The sequence below is a fragment of the Paenibacillus sp. FSL M8-0142 genome, assembly GCF_038597315.1.
GTDB classification, from domain to species: domain Bacteria; phylum Bacillota; class Bacilli; order Paenibacillales; family Paenibacillaceae; genus Paenibacillus_AQ; species Paenibacillus_AQ lactis.
This window is the reverse complement of sequence record NZ_CP152008.1, coordinates 1,348,690-1,365,160: the sequence shown is the minus strand read 5'-3', so window position 1 is coordinate 1,365,160 and position 16,471 is coordinate 1,348,690. Positions and strand designations below refer to the sequence as shown.

Below are 16,471 nucleotides of genomic sequence, written 5' to 3'. Positions count from 1 at the left end.
CAAGTTTCTCTTCATCATACTTGAATCCGATGAGAAATGTAAAGAAGAAAGTCCCCCTATTATAAGAAAGCTTTTTTTCCGAAAAAAGAAAAAGACCATTCCATCGGAACAGCCGCTTTCTGCTTATGGAGCTTGGCTCCGATTGGGTTATATCCTTACATTTGATGCTTTTGGGCTCTCAGTCGCCTCCAGCTTCGGAAATGTGATCACGAACTCGGTCCCTTCACCGATCTGGCTGTCCACGGCAATCGAGCCGCCGTGATTGCGAATAATGCTGTAGCTGACGGACAGACCCAGTCCCGTACCGCTCTCCTTCGTCGTAAAAAACGGATTGAACAGATGGTTCAGCGTATTCTGATCCATGCCGGCCCCGTTATCCGATATGCAGATGCTAATGTTTTTACCGTTGTCGCGGGCTGAAATATCAATCATGCCGGTAAAATTCTCGACCTTTTGTTCATTGATTGCATCAAGGGCGTTTTTGATAATGTTGAGAATCACCTGTTTGATCTGCTTCACATCGACAGATATAAACGCCGGTGGCATCTCTTCTGTATGTAGGTTAATTTGGCAGCCCTTCATCAGCGCCTCGCTCTCGGTAAGAAGCACGACTTCCTTGAGCAGCGAGGATACGGCTACAACCTTGGTTTCCGGAGCGGATGGCTTGGAGGAATTCAGAAATTCGTATATAATATCATTTGCCCGATCGATCTCCGTCAGTATAATCCGGGCATATTCTTCCTTGCCGAGACTCACCAGATGGGGGCGAAGCAGTTGGATGAAGCCCCGGATCGAAGTCAGCGGATTTCGTATTTCGTGGGCGATGGAGGCGGAGATTTTACCGAGCATGGCAAGCTTGTCGTTCTGGTAGGCTGTCTGCTCAATTCGCTTGAAATCCGAAACATCCTTGACGCTGATTAAAAAATCCCCTTCCATCTGGTCCCCATAGGTCATCGTGATGAGCCACGACCGACCATACTCGTCCACGAGTTCGTGGTAGCGCTTGCGATGAAACACGGTCTCCCTGAAAATGCGGAGGATTTTCTTCTTCTTAAATCGGGACAGCTGTTTATGACGCAGCAGCTGGGTTAATGTGCAACCGGTTAGCGATTTGCGGGGTACGCCAAGCAATTTTGCCATTTGAACATTGACAAAAACAAGTACACCCTCACTATCAAAGAGGATGATCCCGCTGTCGAGATTCTCCAGTATGTTCTCATACTTGTTCCTAATTAGCTGGCTCGAATGAAATGACCGAATCGCCTGCAGCTCAGATTCACGGATTTGACTCAACAAGATGGCTCCCCCTTTTCATGAAAAGTTGAACTCACCAAACCGACAATCAATTGTTGCAAAAAACAGTTTGTCCGTCTTTGAATCATTAGCAGTCTGAATCTGCTTCCTTTCATGATAGTCATCATGGGAAAGAAACGTCAATCAGAAATCCTGTCGAAAAATGGATATCTTCATAAAAATACCAATATTCCGACTAAAGACATGCCTCTTATGTATGTTTAACTCTGCTTCAAACAACAATAAGAAGTTTATACCCATTTTCCTCACATTTGAAACACCCTAAAATATACCAAAAATAAAAAGCCCCGAAGAACGAGGCTTATACAGGTCACTGATTACGGCTGCTTCTGTAGGCGGAGTCTTCGCTGGCTCATGACAGCCAGTCGCCGTTTCAGTTCACCCTGCCACTTTTCGTCCTGCATCCATTTTGCAACGGCGAGGAGATCCAGCGACATATCGATCTGGCTTTGAACAACGGTAAGAGGATCCTCCGATTCCCGGTTGACCACATTTTCAAAAATCGCATCTTCATCTTCAATCACATAATCCTGAAAATCTACTTGGGAGGCACCGTCCCCATGAGCATATTCGGCAAGGATCTCATATTCGTTCTCAACGCGATGATGTACTTCAACGCGATGGCAGACCGGACACAGCAGCAGGGGAACATTATGTACTTGAGTGCGATAATGCTTAAGTGTACCCTTTGTACCCATCATACTAGCCCCACAGCAAAAACTCATACCGTTCACCCTCCTCCATCAATTCTCCACCGTTTCCCAATATTGTATTCGCTTTCATGCCCTCTAATTCCTTCAACCGTCGGTGGCTTCACAAAATTTGGGCCTTTAAGCCTAATTGGTTACGAGAAGACTAGTTTTCCCATTATATATCAACGAAATATCGGTTGTCTAAACACCAGTGTTCCCTGTTTCCGGCCCGAACACTCTGTCAAAAAACCCCCCATCTTCTGAACAAATTGTCAGATGATGAGGGTTTTCGGATGTCAACAAAGGCTTACAGGTTCTTGTCGCCTGGCTTCCAGTTCATTGGGCACAATCCGCCGGATTGAAGCGCTTGAAGCACGCGCAGTGTTTCTTCTACGCTGCGGCCCACGTCGTTGTGGTTAACCACTTGGTATTTCAGTTCGCCTTCTGGATCGATGATGAACAGGCCGCGAAGTGCAACACCTTCTTCTTCGATCAGAACGCCGTAGTCTCTTGCTACGTTCTTCGTGATGTCCGAAGCGAGCGGGAAGTTCAATGCTCCCAGACCGTTAGCGTCTCTGGATGTGTTGATCCAAGCTTTGTGGCTGTGGATAGAGTCAACACTTACACCAAGAATTTCGGTATCCAATGCTTTGAATTGATCGTAAGCATCGCTCAGTGCCGTGATTTCAGTCGGGCACACGAAAGTGAAATCGAGCGGATAGAAGAAAAATACGAGCCATTTACCGCGGTAGTCGGACAGGCTGACTTTCCCAAAATCTTTACCGTCTCCCGATACGGTTTCCATCGTGAAATCTGGAGCTGCTTTACCAACCAAACGTTCTGCCATGATTGAATTCCTCCTTAACATATGTAGAACATATTAAAATGTGTAACAAATCTATGTTCCCACGAACATTCACTAGAAATGTTATCATCGAGGCTTGGCAAAGTCAAGATTATAGAGGTTACTTTTTTATAATTATTATAAATAAGAATTTTCCTTGAACAGTGAGCAGATTATCGGATGGCCGCCGCGATCAGGTCGCCCATCTCCGTAGTGCTGAGCGCTTTGCTCTTATCGACGGCAATGTCTGCTGTCCGGTGTCCAGCATCCAATACTTCAGCTACCGCGCGTTCGATCGCGTCCGCCGCATCGGCATAGCCGAAGGTCAGGCGGTACATGAGCGCAACCGACAGAATGGTCGCGATCGGGTTGGCCAGCCCTTGTCCCGCAATATCCGGCGCCGAACCGTGAACCGGCTCGTACAGGCCGAATGCTCCTTCGCCCATGGATGCCGATGCCAGCATGCCGATGGATCCGGTCAGCATTGCCGCCTCATCGCTCAGAATGTCTCCGAACATGTTCTCGGTCACGATGACGTCAAAGCTGGACGGGCGGCGCAGAAGCTGCATCGCACAGTTGTCCACCAGCACATGCTCCAGCTCCACATCCGGATATTCCGGCGCGATGCGGTTGACCGTTTCACGCCAGAGGCGGGAGGTTTCCAGCACATTCGCTTTATCGACGGACGCCAGCTTCTTGCGGCGCTTCTGGGCGATCTCGAACGCTTGGCGCACGATCCGCTCCACCTCGGCCGTATTGTAAACACAGGTATCGACCGCTTCTTCGCCGCCGGCACCTTCGCGTCTGAACTTCTCTCCGAAGTAGATGCCGCCTGTCAGCTCTCGCACGACCATCAGGTCCGTGCCTTCAAGCACTTCCGGCTTCAGCGTCGAGGCATCCTTCAAGCAGTCAAAAATGACAGCCGGACGCAGGTTCGAAAATAATCCGAGCTCTTTGCGAATGCCGAGCAATCCGGTTTCCGGGCGCAACTCCTTCGGATTGTTGTCCCATTTCGGACCGCCTACCGCTCCAAGCAGCACGGCATCGGCGCTTTTGCACACGCTCAGCGTTTCTTCCGGTAGCGGCGTGCCTTTCTCGTCAATGGCGATGCCGCCAAACAGCGCGTGCTCCGTCGTGAAGGAATATCCGAAGACCTCTTCGGTCCGCTTTATAATTTTCTCCGCTTCCGCCACGACCTCAGGACCGATTCCGTCCCCGGCGATTACGGCAATTTTCTTCGTTTCTGCCATCGGTTAGTCACTCCTTATTTATAATACGCTTCTCGTAAAGTCATCTAGTTACTGTTGTAACATACTTCCCTCACGGTGACCAAGATATAGAAACTATGAACTTAATTTGTTTTGCCTATAAGTGGGGAGTGATCCGTAGGGAACGCGTTGGCGATGTGCCCGGGGGCATTACTGCTGGGGAGGGTGCTTCGAGGGGAGTTCCGAGGTAGTTACGAGGTAGTTACGAGGTAGTTACGTGGGATGTTCCGTGGGGAGTTTCGTGGGTTGCTCCGAGTACGTATCGTTCCTCCAATCGCTGTTGTCGCCGAATTTCATGATTATATATTTAGCGGTGAAATTTCGGCTCCAAAGGCGACCGCTCCGCTTTTCCGAAATCGATTCGTCCTCTCCGCTGCTTCGAAGCTCTTGGGGGCCCGCGTTCCCTTCGGCTCACTTGGTTGGGAAGGGGATGGCTGCCTCGCTGTGCTTGGGCAGCCACCCCTGAGAATTTGAGCGTCGCTTCGTCACGCCTGTTGCCTGGCTTCACTTCGGCACTTCACTGCTTACTGCTGGGGTTGCTCCGAGTACGTATCTCACTGCTTTTCGCTGTGGTTGCTCCGAGTACGTATCCTTCCTCCAATCGCTGTTGTCGCCGAATTTCATGATTATATATTTAGCGGTGAAATTTCGGCTCCAAAGGCGACCGCTCCGCTTTTCCGAAATCGATTCGTCCTCTCCGCTGCTTCGTAGCTCTTGGGGGCCCGCGTTCCCTTCGGCTCACTTGGGTGGGAATGGGGTGGCTGCCTGGCTCCGCTTAGGCAGCCACCCTGGGTACTTTCAGGTGTTGCTTCGATGAGGCCGACTGCCTGAGCTGCACCCAGCAGCCACCTTGGGGACCTTCGGGTTTTGCGGCGATGCGTAACTTTGCTGCCTAACGGGGTTCCCCCGATGGCGTATCTTACTGCTTGCTGCTGGGGATGCTCGGATGATGTATCTTGACTGCTGCTGGGGTTGCTCCGAGTACGTATCGTTCCTCCAATCGCTGTTGTCGCCGAATTTCATGATTATATATTTAGCGGTGGATATTCGGCTCCAAAGGCGACCGCTCCGCTTTTCCGGAATCGATTCGTCCTCTCCGCTGCTTCGTAGCTCTTGGGGGCCCGCGTTCCCTTCGGCTCACTTGGGGTGGGAATGGGGTGGCTGCCTGGCTCCGCTTGGGCTGCCACCCTGGGTACTTTCAGGTGTTGCTTCGATGAGGCCGACTGCCTGAGCTGCACCCAGCAGCCACCTTGGGGACCTTCGGGTTTTGCGGCGATGCGTAACTCCGCTGCCTGATGGGGTTCCCCCGATGGCGTATCTTACTGCTTGCTGCTGGGGATGCTCGGATGATGTATCTTGACTGCTGCTGGGGTTGCTCCGAGTACGTATCCTTCCTCTCTGTTGTCGCCGAATTCCTTCCTCCAATCGCTGTTGTCGCCGAATTTCATGATTATATATTTAGCGGTGGATATTCGGCTCCAAAGGCGACCGCTCCGCTTTTCCGGAATCGATTCGTCCTCTCCGCTGCTTCGTAGCTCTTGGGGGCCCGCGTTCCCTTCGGCTCACTTGGGGTGGGAATGGGGTGGCTGCCTGGCTCCGCTTAGGCAGCCACCCTGAGGACTTTTGGGTGTGACGGCGATGGGGCCGACTTCCTGGCTCCGCTTAAGAAGTCACCCGGGGGACTTCGGGGGTTGCGGCGATGGGGCCAACTGTCTGGCTGCACTTCGGCAGCCACCACGATGAACCCGGGTGTCGCCGCAATGAGGCCCCTTCCTACCTTCGCTTCACCAGCACACCAGGGGACTTCGGGTGCCGATTCGAGGTGATATGGCTGCTGGCCGTGCTTTGGCAGCCATAACCCGGTCCAGAAGTGAGCATGGAAAAACAAGCGAGCTGGAGGAGCCGCCAGCTTGCTTGTCCGCCCGTTATAGCGTCTCCAACTCGCTTAGATCGGGCGCTTTAATGCGATGTTTTTTCCGGAAATCCTTATAAAGCTCCGCCTGAAGCGCCTCATAGCTTTCCGTCCCTTTCAGGTCTTCATCCGCAAGGATATGTCCCATAAGCTTATTCATGTAAATCGCCGCCTCGTACGCGCTGTATAACTCCTCGCTATTCCAAAACTCCTCCTCGCTCAGTCCCGTGATTCGGATCCGCTGCTCCATAATGTATAAGGTCAGCTGCTCCGCGGATGTTTTCGGGCCGGTGCCCTTCATCGCACGCCTCTGCATGTCGATCATACCCTTGACTTCCTCCGGCGTTACGGTGATTCCAATTTGTTTTGCATGGTGCACGGTCAACGCCTCGGTAATCATATGCCGCAGCACCTCCTCGCCCGAAGGTTTCACGGTCAACTGATTTAGGGCATAGATCAGCTCTTTAGTTTTCAGGGTGAAGACATATTCCGCAAGCGAAATACGCACTTCCTCCGTCTCCATCATCCAAGGAAGCCCTTCATTCCGGATCTTATTCTGGATCGTCTGGATCGAATCAAAAGTATCCTGGACCAACCGCCTGGTGCCTTCTGTATATGCTGCATTTTGAATTGCGGGTATCTCATCCGACAACTCCGGCAATGCTCGATGAGCATTCTCGTCCGTTTGGGCTGCAGGGGAATTGTCACAAGCGCTAATCGCAAGTAATACCGCCACCAATCCAAATAACGAGAGCTTTCGCAAGCGGATTGCGTTTCGGCAACGAGAACTCATGCTCGTCCCTCCTTATAAAAATCCTCCGTTTCCTTTATTAACGTTACCCGCACCGCTTTGGTTACATTTCTCTGTTCATGCGCTACAATAGAAATGTAATCGTTTTTATTACCAATACCCACCAAGGAGATGATCCCCTCATGCAGTACACCTCTCTAGGTAAATCCGGCATGAAAGTCAGCCGTCTGTGTCTCGGTACGATGAATTTCGGACCTGCCACGGATGAGAAGGAAGCTTTTCGCATCATGGATGCGGCGGTGGATGCCGGCGTGAATTTTTTCGACACCGCTAATGTTTACGGCTGGGGCGAGAACGCCGGGCTGACCGAAACGATAATCGGGCGGTGGTTCAAGCAGGGCGGCGGCCGTCGGGAAAAGGTCATTTTGGCCACGAAATTTTACGGGGCGATGAGCGATCCACTCGACGGTCCCAATGATGCAGCCGGCTTGTCCGCCTACAAGCTCCGGCGCCATCTTGAAGGGTCGCTGAAGCGGCTGCAGACCGATCATATCGAGCTGTATCAAATGCATCACGTGGATTCATCCGTAACATGGGACGAGCTCTGGGGAGCATTTGAGGTCGCGGTGCATCAGGGAAAAATCGGCTATGTCGGCTCCAGCAATTTCGCCGGTTGGCACATCGCCATTGCTCAAGCCGCTGCCAAAAACCGGAACTTCCTTGGTCTGGTATCCGAGCAGCATAAGTACAGCCTGACCTGCCGGCTCCCTGAGCTTGAAGTGCTGCCAGCAGCGCAGAGCCTCGGTCTCGGCGTAATTCCTTGGAGTCCGCTCGACGGCGGATTGCTGGGGCGCAACGCGCTGAAGAAGATTGAGGGTTCGAGAAGCGGCGGCAATGCGGAGCGGATCGAGAAGCACCGTGCCCAGCTGGAGCAATTCGCCGCACTTTGCCAGGAGCTCGGAGAGCCGCAGGACAATGTGGCACTGGCCTGGCTTCTTAAAAATCCGGCCGTCACTGGACCGATCATCGGTCCGCGTACTTTGGAACAATTCGAAAGCTCCTTGAGATGCCTCGAGGTGGAGCTCGACGAATCGGTTATGAAGCGGCTGGATGAAATTTTCCCTGGTCCGGGTGGCCCTGCGCCGCAAGCTTACGCCTGGTAAGACGCAAATCCTGGAACACCCTGTAAAAATAACGCCACTTTGGACAAGTTGTTCACAATATTAGCCCCTCACAGCGTTTAAACGATTTCAGTCGGAGCGAAAGTACCGGAGCACATCTGCTTACGCGCTAGCTTTCTCCGGTGGGGCCATAACCATCCTCGGCCAATACAAATAAAAGGAGGAGCCGCCTTACTAGCGGTTCCTCCTTTTTAAATCTGTCATTTCCAGGCTGTTCACCCGTCCCGTAGAAAAGGCTTGAAGCCATAAATCTTCTAATGACATTAAATCTTCTTATTTCTTGATCCAATGCATCATCTCACGAAGCTGAGCGCCAACGACTTCAAGCTGGTGCTCGGACTCGTTGCGGCGAGTAGCCGTCAGGAATGCACGGCCGGATTGGTTCTCGAGAATAAAGTCGCGAGCGAATTTACCCTGTTGAATATCGGACAATACTTCCTTCATCGCTTTCTTCGTTTCGTCGGTAACGATGCGTGGGCCTGTTACGTAGTCGCCGTATTCCGCAGTGTTACTGATGGAGTCGCGCATGTTCGCAAGTCCGCCTTCATAGATCATGTCAACGATCAGCTTCAGTTCATGCAGACACTCGAAGTAAGCCATTTCCGGAGCATAACCGGCTTCTGTCAGCGTTTCGAAACCGGCTTTGATCAGCGCGGATACGCCGCCGCACAGTACAGCCTGCTCACCGAACAGATCGGTTTCGGTTTCTTCGCGGAAGGATGTTTCGATAACGCCTGCACGGGTACAGCCGATACCTTTAGCATAAGCAAGGCCGATTGCCTTAGCTTGTCCGGTCGCGTCCTTCTCGATCGCGATCAATCCAGGTACGCCGAAGCCCTCAACATACGTGCGGCGAACCATGTGGCCCGGGGATTTCGGAGCTACGAGCAGGACGTCGTTGTCTTTAGGAGCCACGATTTGGCCGAAATGAACGTTGAAGCCATGGGAGAACATCAGAGCTGCACCCTTTTTCAGGTTCGGCTCGATGTCATTCTTGTACACCGACGCTTGCGTCTCGTCCGGCATGAGGATTTGAACGACATCCGCACGGCTTACAGCCTCCGCTACAGAAAGCACCTCGAACCCGTCGTTTTTCGCCTTGTCGAAGGATTTTCCTTCACGAAGACCGATCACCACTTGGAGACCGCTGTCACGCAGGTTCTGTGCTTGGGCATGCCCTTGGCTGCCGTAGCCGATTACCGCAATCGTTTTGTCCTTAAGTACGCTAAGCTCTGCATCTTGTTCATAATAAGTAGTAACTGCCATTTGGATAAGTCCTCCTTTAATTTTAAAGACCCTTCATGATGAGCGGGTATTTCAATCGACCCGGCTTAGTGGCCCGGTCTGCTGAAACACCCGCTCATGCCATGCAGGTGTCTGCTGATATTGATGGTTTGAAGCTCAACAGCGAAAAGCATCAAAAAGCGAACGGATGATTACGCATTACCGCGAATCATCGCGGTAACCCCGGTCCGGGACAGCTCCTGGATCCCGTAAGGCTTCAGCAGCTCGATCATCGCATCGATCTTCACGGTATCGCCAACAACCTGAACCATCAGATTGGTGGTACCGATGTCGACGACCGAAGCCCGGAAGGTCTCGACAACGCCCATGATTTCAGGTCTGGCGGAAGGCTCCGCCTTGACCTTGATCAGGGCAAGCTCCCTTGCGACCATCGGCTTGGAGCTCAGGTTGATGACTTTGATGACATCGATCAGCTTGTATAGCTGCTTCTCGATCTGCTCCAGCGTCGTGTCATCTCCTGTCGTCACGATAACCATCCGCGACAGCCCCTGCTCCTCCGATTGCCCCACGGTAATGCTCTCGATGTTGAAGCCTCTGCGGCCAAACAGTCCCGAAACCCGCTGCAGGACACCCGGCTGGTCGTTTACTAGTACGGCAATGGTATGTTTTGTACTCATCTTACGCATCCCCCATCAGCATTTGATCGATCGTCGACCCTTGCGGTACCATCGGATACACGTTCTCGCCTTTCTCGACCACGAACTCGACGAGCACCGGTCCCGGCGTTTCCATCGCTTCGGCCCAAGCGCGGTGCGCTTCGTCTTTCGTCGTGGCGCGAAGACCTTTCACACCGTAAGCTTCAGCAAGCTTGACGAAATCCGGGCTGCCCGCCAGATCGATGTGGCTGTAACGGTTGTCGTAGATCAGCTCCTGCCATTGGCGAACCATGCCAAGCACCTGGTTGTTGATGACCACGATTTTGACCGGAATGTTGTTGATGGCGCAGATCGCAAGCTCCTGGGAGCACATCTGCATGCCGCCGTCCCCGTTGATCGAGATGACGAGCCGGTCGGGATGGGCCATTTGGGCGCCGATGGCGGAAGGGAATCCGAAGCCCATCGTGCCGAGGCCGCCGGAGGTGATCCATGAACGCGGCTGGTTGAATTTGTAATACTGGGCCGCCCACATCTGGTGCTGTCCGACATCCGTCGTTACGATCGCTTCGCCCTTGGTCGTCTCGTTCAGCATTTCGATAACCCACTGCGGCTTGAGTACGGTATCCGAATCCACGTAGCGGTACGGATATTCCGCCTTCCACTTGCCGATCTGGTCTCTCCAAGCATCCGCCTTGCCTGCGTATCCGACGAGCGGATTCAGCATTTCAAGCACGGTTTTGACATCCCCGACAATCGGGATATCGGTTGGCACGTTCTTGCCGATCTCCGCCGGATCGATGTCAATATGAGCAATTTTGGCATTCGGTGCAAATCCGTTCAGTTTGCCGGTAACGCGATCATCGAATCTCGCTCCGATACTGATCAGCAGGTCGGATTGTTGAATGGCCTGGTTCGACGTGTACGTGCCATGCATGCCCGGCATGCCCGTCCAGAGCTCGTGTCCCGTCGGGAATCCGCCCAGCCCGAGCAGCGTCGTCGTGATCGGAATGCCCGTCTTGTTGACGAATTCCAGCAGCCCTTCGTGTGCGCCGGAGTATATGACGCCGCCGCCGGCAAGAATCATTGGACGCTCGGCATCCTCGATCGCGCGGGCCAGCTTGTCGAGCTGCAGACGATTCGGTACCGTTCGCGGGTTATAGCCCCGCAGGTGGACGTTATCTTCCGGCTTGAACAGCGTCGTTGCCGCCGATACGTCCTTCGGAATATCGATCAGCACCGGCCCTTTACGTCCCGTGGACGCGATGTGGAAGGCCTCGTGGATGATCCGCGGCAGATCTTCGACATTCCGCACCAGATAGCTGTGTTTGGTGATCGGCATCGTGATGCCTGTAATATCCGCTTCCTGGAAGGCATCCGTTCCGATCAGCGTCGTTGCTACGTTACCGGTAATGACAACGAGCGGAACAGAATCCATATAGGCTGTTGCAATCCCGGTTACGAGGTTCGTTGCCCCCGGTCCCGAGGTCGCGATACATACACCTACTTTACCGCTTGCCCGGGCATATCCGTCGGCTGCATGGATGGCGCCTTGCTCGTGACGAGTCAAGACATGGTTGAAATCCTCAAAACCATACATTGCATCGTAGATATACAGGACGGCTCCGCCCGGATATCCGAAAACGCACTCGACACCTTCGAGCAGAAGACTCCGAAGCAAGATTTCCGATCCGGTAATCACTTCAGGCTTCATCCATTTCTCACGTAATTGTTCTGTAGACCGCACTTCTGGAGTTTGCGCGCTCATCAGTCATCCTCCTCTCAAATATTGGCATGCTCTAATTTCCACCATGATCCAAGCAACAAAAAAACCTTCCGTCTCCACACCCGGATTATCTCCGTGTGAGGGACGAAAGGTTCTGGCTTCCGTGGTACCACCCATGTTTGCTCTACACCTCGCAGTGTAAAGCCTCAGCAGGTATGAAGGCTCTCGCATAACACCAGCTCTTCAATATCTGCAGTCCGTAACGTGGACTTACACGATTTTCCCTAATAAATGCTGTTACGACTTAATGCGGTAAAGTCATAGCCTAGCATCTTTCAGGAAAACAGCTCCGAGGTGAGCTCGTATAAAAGGGATTTTGGTGGTGGTTTCAGCAGATCCATCCACTCTCTGAGCAAAAGAGCCCTTTAAACTTCGTCCTCATCATTGCCGATTGGATATATTCGTTAAAATGTTTAGAAACATTATATGATCGTTCCAATCCAGAAGTCAACACATTTATTTTACTTCGCATGAGAGGTTTTCATTCACTACGCAATTCGAAGCTTCCGGCCATTGCCGCAAAACACGCTCCCAGAGCCTGGTACATATGATAAATTGAGCAGCAAACCTCGGCGAGAGAAGGGAGAGAAATAACGATGATCCGCTACTGGAAACCCGGGCAGGATGACGTCATGATTCTGCAGCTGATCGAATCCGAGCTCGTCCCTCTTTCCCATATGAGCCCGAAGGAGATCCATGCGATTCGCAAAGATATCCCTGCCCGATTACGGCGCGGCGTAACCCTGGTTGCAGCCGGACAGGAGGATCGAGTCCTCGCCTTCATCCACTTCCTGGTGCATGGCGAGCTGCTGTGTATCGATATGCTGGCCGTCGCACCCGCCGTACAGCGAAAGCAATGGGGCATCCGTTTGATGGAGCATGCCGAACGTTTCGCTGTATCCCGCGGTTGCAAGCGAGCGAAGGTGATGGTAGACGTCGGGAACCGGGGCGGGCTCGCCTTTTACAGAAAGCTCGGTTATACGGTAACCCGAATCATCTCAACCAGCCAATGCTACGAGATGGAAAAAGTGTGGTATCCCTAGTCTTACCAGAAGAATCCGCCGAACGGTCCGCCAAACCCGCCGTAACCAGGGCCGTAGAATCCGCCATATCCGGGATATCCCCCGTATCCGTTCGGATATCCGGGATATCCGCCGTAAGCGTAAGGTGCGGTGCCGATCGCAAGCAAGTCGAACAGCACGAGAGGAACGATGGCTTTGGTCTTTACCTGCTTGCCGCCCGGTTCAACGAACAGACGGCTCCCGGATACCTTAACCAATTTGCCTGTCACCATGGTTCCGTCTTTCTTATACGCAACAATCCGCTTGCCCACATACGACTTCAGTTTCGCCTTGTTGACAGGCTTTTCCATGAAAATCCCTCCTTGAGGTAATATACATTTCAATCTATTCCGGAAGGGGGAGGCTTGCCTGTTTCATGGCCCTATCCAGCAAATATAGACGGCGATTTCATGTATAAAGATACCGAATTAACCGGCGTTGCCGAATCCTTAAGATATCCTGAGATACGCAAAGAAACCGCCGAATAATTCGGCGGTTTCTTCATACATGTAGTATTAAGCGTTCACTTTTTCTTTAGCTACAGTAGCCAAGGAATTGAACGCGTTCAGGTCGTTCACAGCCAGATCAGCCAGCATTTTGCGGTTGATGTCCACGCCAGCAAGCTTCAGTCCATGCATCAATTTGCTGTAGGACAGACCGTTTTGACGAGCAGCCGCGTTGATACGAACGATCCACAATTTGCGGAAGTTACGCTTCGTATTGCGACGATCACGGTATGCATAAACGAGGGATTTCATAACCTGCTCGTTCGCTGTTTTAAAAATGCGGTGTTTGGAACCGAAATAACCTTTCGCAAGCTTCAATACTTTTTTATGTCGACGACGAACGACAAATCCGCCTTTAACTCGTGCCATATCAAAAGACCTCCCAATAATTGTTGTTTACTATTTCAAGTTAGCCAGACCTTGCTTCAAACGTTTAACATCTCCAGGCGCCATGACAGGGCTATTGGACAATACGCGCTTCGCACGCTTGGATTTGTGGGAAAGCAAGTGGTTCTTGTAAGCTTTGTAACGTTTAACTTTACCCGTACCAGTAATTTTGAAGCGGCCTTTCAGGCTGCTATGTGTTTTCATTTTAGGCATTGTGTGTACTTCCTCCTCTAATTTCTCTTAGGCTTTAGGAGCCAAAATCATAATCATGCTGCGGCCTTCCAGCTTCGGCTGACGTTCGACGACGCAGAGGTCCGCCACTTCCGTCTTCACGCGCTCCAGAATCTTCTGGCCGATGTTCGCATGGGTGATTTCACGACCGCGGAAACGCACGGAGCATTTCACTTTATCGCCGTCCTTCAAAAACTTAACGACATTGCGGAGCTTGGTCTGGAAATCATGCTCCTCAATGTTGGCCCGGAACCATACTTCCTTGATATCCACGATCTTCTGGTTCTTGCGCGCTTCCTTCTCTTTCTTCTGCTGCTCATAGCGGAATTTACCGTAGTCCATGATGCGGCATACCGGCGGTTTCGCCTGAGGGGCCACGTTCACCAGATCCAGATTGAGATCAATTGCCATCTGCAGTGCTTCACGAATCGGCTTGATCCCGATCTGTTCACCCTCCGGGCCGACCAAACGTACTTCCTTGGCCCGAATCTCGTCATTGATCATATGTTCCTTACTGATAGTCCTCCACCTCCAGATAACTTGTGATTCCTGCTTGCAAAAAAATAAAGGGATGACGGTTCAACCACCGACATCCCTATTTGATAACTCATTCAAAAATGAAACTTAATCCATTCATTGATTTCGTGATCAAACCAGCCAACCTATGTCGGTCAGGTGAGAAGCGGTGCTTCTACTTGCAATCAGAATATTCTGTTACAAAGACTAGAACAGTATAACAAGTACACTGGACTATGTCAACACTGCTCGCAAAATTTAATTAACCTTGCTTGCTCTGTACTTCCTCAAGCCGAACGACACGTGTATGCTCGGTATGGCTCCATGTTTTGTTGTTCTGCGTGAAGAACGCATAGACGGTAATCGGATACCAAGACAGCAGATAGATCGGGAACAGGACGAGGTACAGGTATACCTTCTTGAACTTCACCTTCTCCAGGATCATTGCGATCATGAAGGTGAACACGTTCGCCGCAATCGCTGTAAAACTCAGCCAGATCGGCAAATGCCCGTACAGGTTCGCGATATTCGGACCGTCAAAGAACGAATTATCGACCCAAATGATGGCGGTCAACACGAACGTCAGCAGGACGATATACACGTTGACCCCATACAGCGCCAAGTCGAGCTTCACGAGGCTGCGCTCCTTAATGGCACGCCACAGCAGCGGGAAGAAATAACGACGGGCAACCGTAAAGTGACCCTGCATCCAGCGCAGACGCTGCCTGGCCGAAGCCTTGAACGTCAGCGGCTTTTCGTCGAACACTTTGGCGTCATAGTTGAACTTCGGATATACGCCGCGCATCACGCTGCGCATCGTAAACTCCAAGTCCTCCACCAAGCTCGTTGCTCCCCAGCCCATCTCCTTCAGGAGATTGGTCTCGAAGCACATGCCGGTGCCGCCAAGGAAATTGGCCATATTCAAATTGTGGCGGGACAGCTGCCACAGACGGTTGATATACCAGTAGGATACGCCGTAAGCGGCCGTGATCCAGGAATCCTCAGGGTTCTTGGTGTCGATATATCCCTGGATGACCTTCGCTCCCGAGCAAAGGTCGTTATTCATTTCAATCAGGAAATTCGGGTCCGCCAGATTGTCGGCGTCAAACATGACGACCGCATCGTACTGACGAGGCATCGCCCAGAGCTCTTTGAGCATCCACTCGATGGCATACCCTTTCCCGCGGAGATTTTGATTCGTGCGCACGCACGCATTCATCCCATGCGAACGGACGATGTCGGCTGTGCGGTCTGTACAGTTGTCGCAGATGACGAATACATCGTACAGTTCCTTCGGATAATTGAGCTGCTTCAGGTTCTCCATAAGAGCCCCTACAACCTGCTCTTCGTTGTGTGCAGCCACAAGGACTGCAAAGGATTTATTCGGTGCAAAGTGCTTTTTCTTCTTTCTCTTGATCAGACCAAACAAAGAGAATACGAACTGGTACACACCCACCGCGGCCAAAAATAATTGGAGCGCGATAAAGATGGCGTCTGTCATGATTCTCCGTTACCCCCTTTTTTATAACCCGAGAATGTGTTGTGTTTTTTTCTCTCTACATGTTTTTTCTTGCTCTTATGACCCTGTTGACTTTTGTCTTTGTGTCTTTTCTAGATCTTAGCCTCGGTGCCGCGGGGCTGCTTTTCGCACGTCATACACGATTTTCCACACTTTCGTATCTTTTGTCAAAAGCGTGGAATGCTCTAATTTACCGAAAAACTTCGTAAAAGAGCTCAGCTTGCGGTCCAGCGTGGCAGCAAACTTCGTTTCAAACGGCTTTAGTTCTTATTTTCATCTGTTTTCTTGCTTTTTATTTCTTTTGGCCGCCTAATTTTTTTGCCGCAAACTTGTCCGCCAATGAATAAACGTAACAGACAACCAAAAAGTTTTGATTCATCACGCTCTTTTCTTTAAATAAACTTTTTGCTGTCCGTTTGAATCATTGTAGCGGCTCCTTTTACCGAAGTCAAAAGTCCGCAGACCCTTCTTTTCTACAAAATCCGCATCGCCGTCAAGTGGCTTAAGTAGCAAGCAGAATGCGGCAGCGCATGGCAGCATTGATTTCTTGATCCGGGACCATAGTCCCTCCTCATAGCAGCCGGAAATAGTTGCATTCTCTTCCT

General features: G+C 51.6%; 15 protein-coding genes and 1 other annotated feature. Of the genes, 2 read left to right on the top strand and 13 right to left on the bottom strand.

The window, feature by feature from the left end; all coding sequences use genetic code 11:
• Nucleotides 1–147 precede the first annotated feature (147 nt).
• From NSQ46_RS06415 to NSQ46_RS06395, 5 genes are all read right to left on the bottom strand, one after another.
• Nucleotides 148–1,296, bottom strand: a complete 1,149-nt coding sequence (locus NSQ46_RS06415) for an ATP-binding protein (protein WP_342576492.1) — start codon at nt 1,294–1,296, stop codon at nt 148–150.
• 335 nt (nt 1,297–1,631) lie between these two features.
• Nucleotides 1,632–2,039: a hypothetical protein gene (locus NSQ46_RS06410; RefSeq protein WP_342576491.1), complete on the bottom strand. Its 408-nt coding sequence runs from the start codon at nt 2,037–2,039 to the stop codon at nt 1,632–1,634.
• Nucleotides 2,040–2,313: 274 nt separating this feature from the next.
• Nucleotides 2,314–2,853, bottom strand: coding sequence for a peroxiredoxin (locus NSQ46_RS06405; RefSeq protein WP_007127249.1), 540 nt, complete (start codon nt 2,851–2,853; stop codon nt 2,314–2,316).
• Nucleotides 2,854–3,023: 170 nt separating this feature from the next.
• Nucleotides 3,024–4,100: a 3-isopropylmalate dehydrogenase gene (leuB, locus tag NSQ46_RS06400; RefSeq protein ID WP_007127248.1), complete on the bottom strand. Its 1,077-nt coding sequence runs from the start codon at nt 4,098–4,100 to the stop codon at nt 3,024–3,026.
• 1,943 nt (nt 4,101–6,043) lie between these two features.
• A complete protein-coding gene (locus tag NSQ46_RS06395; protein ID WP_342576490.1) occupies nt 6,044–6,823 on the bottom strand; it encodes a hypothetical protein in 780 nt (259 codons plus the stop codon).
• Between the two features lie 140 nt (nt 6,824–6,963).
• Here NSQ46_RS06395 and NSQ46_RS06390 point away from each other — a divergent pair, with 140 nt between their 5' ends.
• Nucleotides 6,964–7,944, top strand: coding sequence for an aldo/keto reductase (locus tag NSQ46_RS06390; RefSeq protein WP_342576489.1), 981 nt, complete (start codon nt 6,964–6,966; stop codon nt 7,942–7,944).
• 291 nt (nt 7,945–8,235) lie between these two features.
• Here the strand turns inward: NSQ46_RS06390 and ilvC are convergent, their stop codons facing one another.
• From ilvC to ilvB, 3 genes are all read right to left on the bottom strand, one after another.
• The gene (gene ilvC, locus NSQ46_RS06385) at nt 8,236–9,228 is read right to left on the bottom strand and encodes a ketol-acid reductoisomerase (protein ID WP_007127245.1); all 993 of its coding nucleotides are present in this window, start codon (nt 9,226–9,228) and stop codon (nt 8,236–8,238) included.
• A 170-nt stretch (nt 9,229–9,398) separates the two neighbouring features.
• Nucleotides 9,399–9,884: an acetolactate synthase small subunit gene (gene ilvN / locus NSQ46_RS06380; RefSeq protein ID WP_007127244.1), complete on the bottom strand. Its 486-nt coding sequence runs from the start codon at nt 9,882–9,884 to the stop codon at nt 9,399–9,401.
• A gap of 1 nt (nt 9,885) precedes the next feature.
• On the bottom strand, nt 9,886–11,628 hold the full coding sequence (gene ilvB / locus NSQ46_RS06375) for a biosynthetic-type acetolactate synthase large subunit (RefSeq protein ID WP_251535499.1): 1,743 nt from the start codon (nt 11,626–11,628) through the stop codon (nt 9,886–9,888).
• A 614-nt stretch (nt 11,629–12,242) separates the two neighbouring features.
• Between ilvB and NSQ46_RS06370 the strand changes: the two genes are divergently transcribed.
• Nucleotides 12,243–12,689 carry a GNAT family N-acetyltransferase gene (locus NSQ46_RS06370; protein ID WP_342576488.1) on the top strand — a complete coding sequence of 149 codons (447 nt, stop codon included), beginning with the start codon at nt 12,243–12,245 and terminating at the stop codon, nt 12,687–12,689.
• Between the two features lie 2 nt (nt 12,690–12,691).
• Here NSQ46_RS06370 and NSQ46_RS06365 read toward each other — a convergent pair whose 3' ends face one another.
• The 5 genes from NSQ46_RS06365 to NSQ46_RS06345 all read right to left on the bottom strand — a co-directional run bounded on the left by NSQ46_RS06365 (nt 12,692) and on the right by NSQ46_RS06345 (nt 15,848).
• Nucleotides 12,692–13,018 carry a hypothetical protein gene (locus NSQ46_RS06365; RefSeq protein WP_342576487.1) on the bottom strand — a complete coding sequence of 109 codons (327 nt, stop codon included), beginning with the start codon at nt 13,016–13,018 and terminating at the stop codon, nt 12,692–12,694.
• A gap of 204 nt (nt 13,019–13,222) precedes the next feature.
• Nucleotides 13,223–13,582 (bottom strand): 50S ribosomal protein L20, encoded by a 360-nt coding sequence (gene rplT, locus NSQ46_RS06360; protein ID WP_006212255.1) that lies wholly within the window; start codon nt 13,580–13,582, stop codon nt 13,223–13,225.
• A gap of 30 nt (nt 13,583–13,612) precedes the next feature.
• Nucleotides 13,613–13,813: a 50S ribosomal protein L35 gene (gene rpmI, locus NSQ46_RS06355; protein ID WP_007127239.1), complete on the bottom strand. Its 201-nt coding sequence runs from the start codon at nt 13,811–13,813 to the stop codon at nt 13,613–13,615.
• 27 nt (nt 13,814–13,840) lie between these two features.
• A complete protein-coding gene (gene infC / locus NSQ46_RS06350; RefSeq protein WP_007127238.1) occupies nt 13,841–14,335 on the bottom strand; it encodes a translation initiation factor IF-3 in 495 nt (164 codons plus the stop codon).
• 52 nt (nt 14,336–14,387) lie between these two features.
• Nucleotides 14,388–14,534: a sequence feature (ribosomal protein L20 leader region), on the bottom strand.
• 75 nt (nt 14,535–14,609) lie between these two features.
• Nucleotides 14,610–15,848, bottom strand: a complete 1,239-nt coding sequence (locus tag NSQ46_RS06345; RefSeq protein WP_007127237.1) for a glycosyltransferase family 2 protein — start codon at nt 15,846–15,848, stop codon at nt 14,610–14,612.
• Nucleotides 15,849–16,471: the final 623 nt, after the last annotated feature.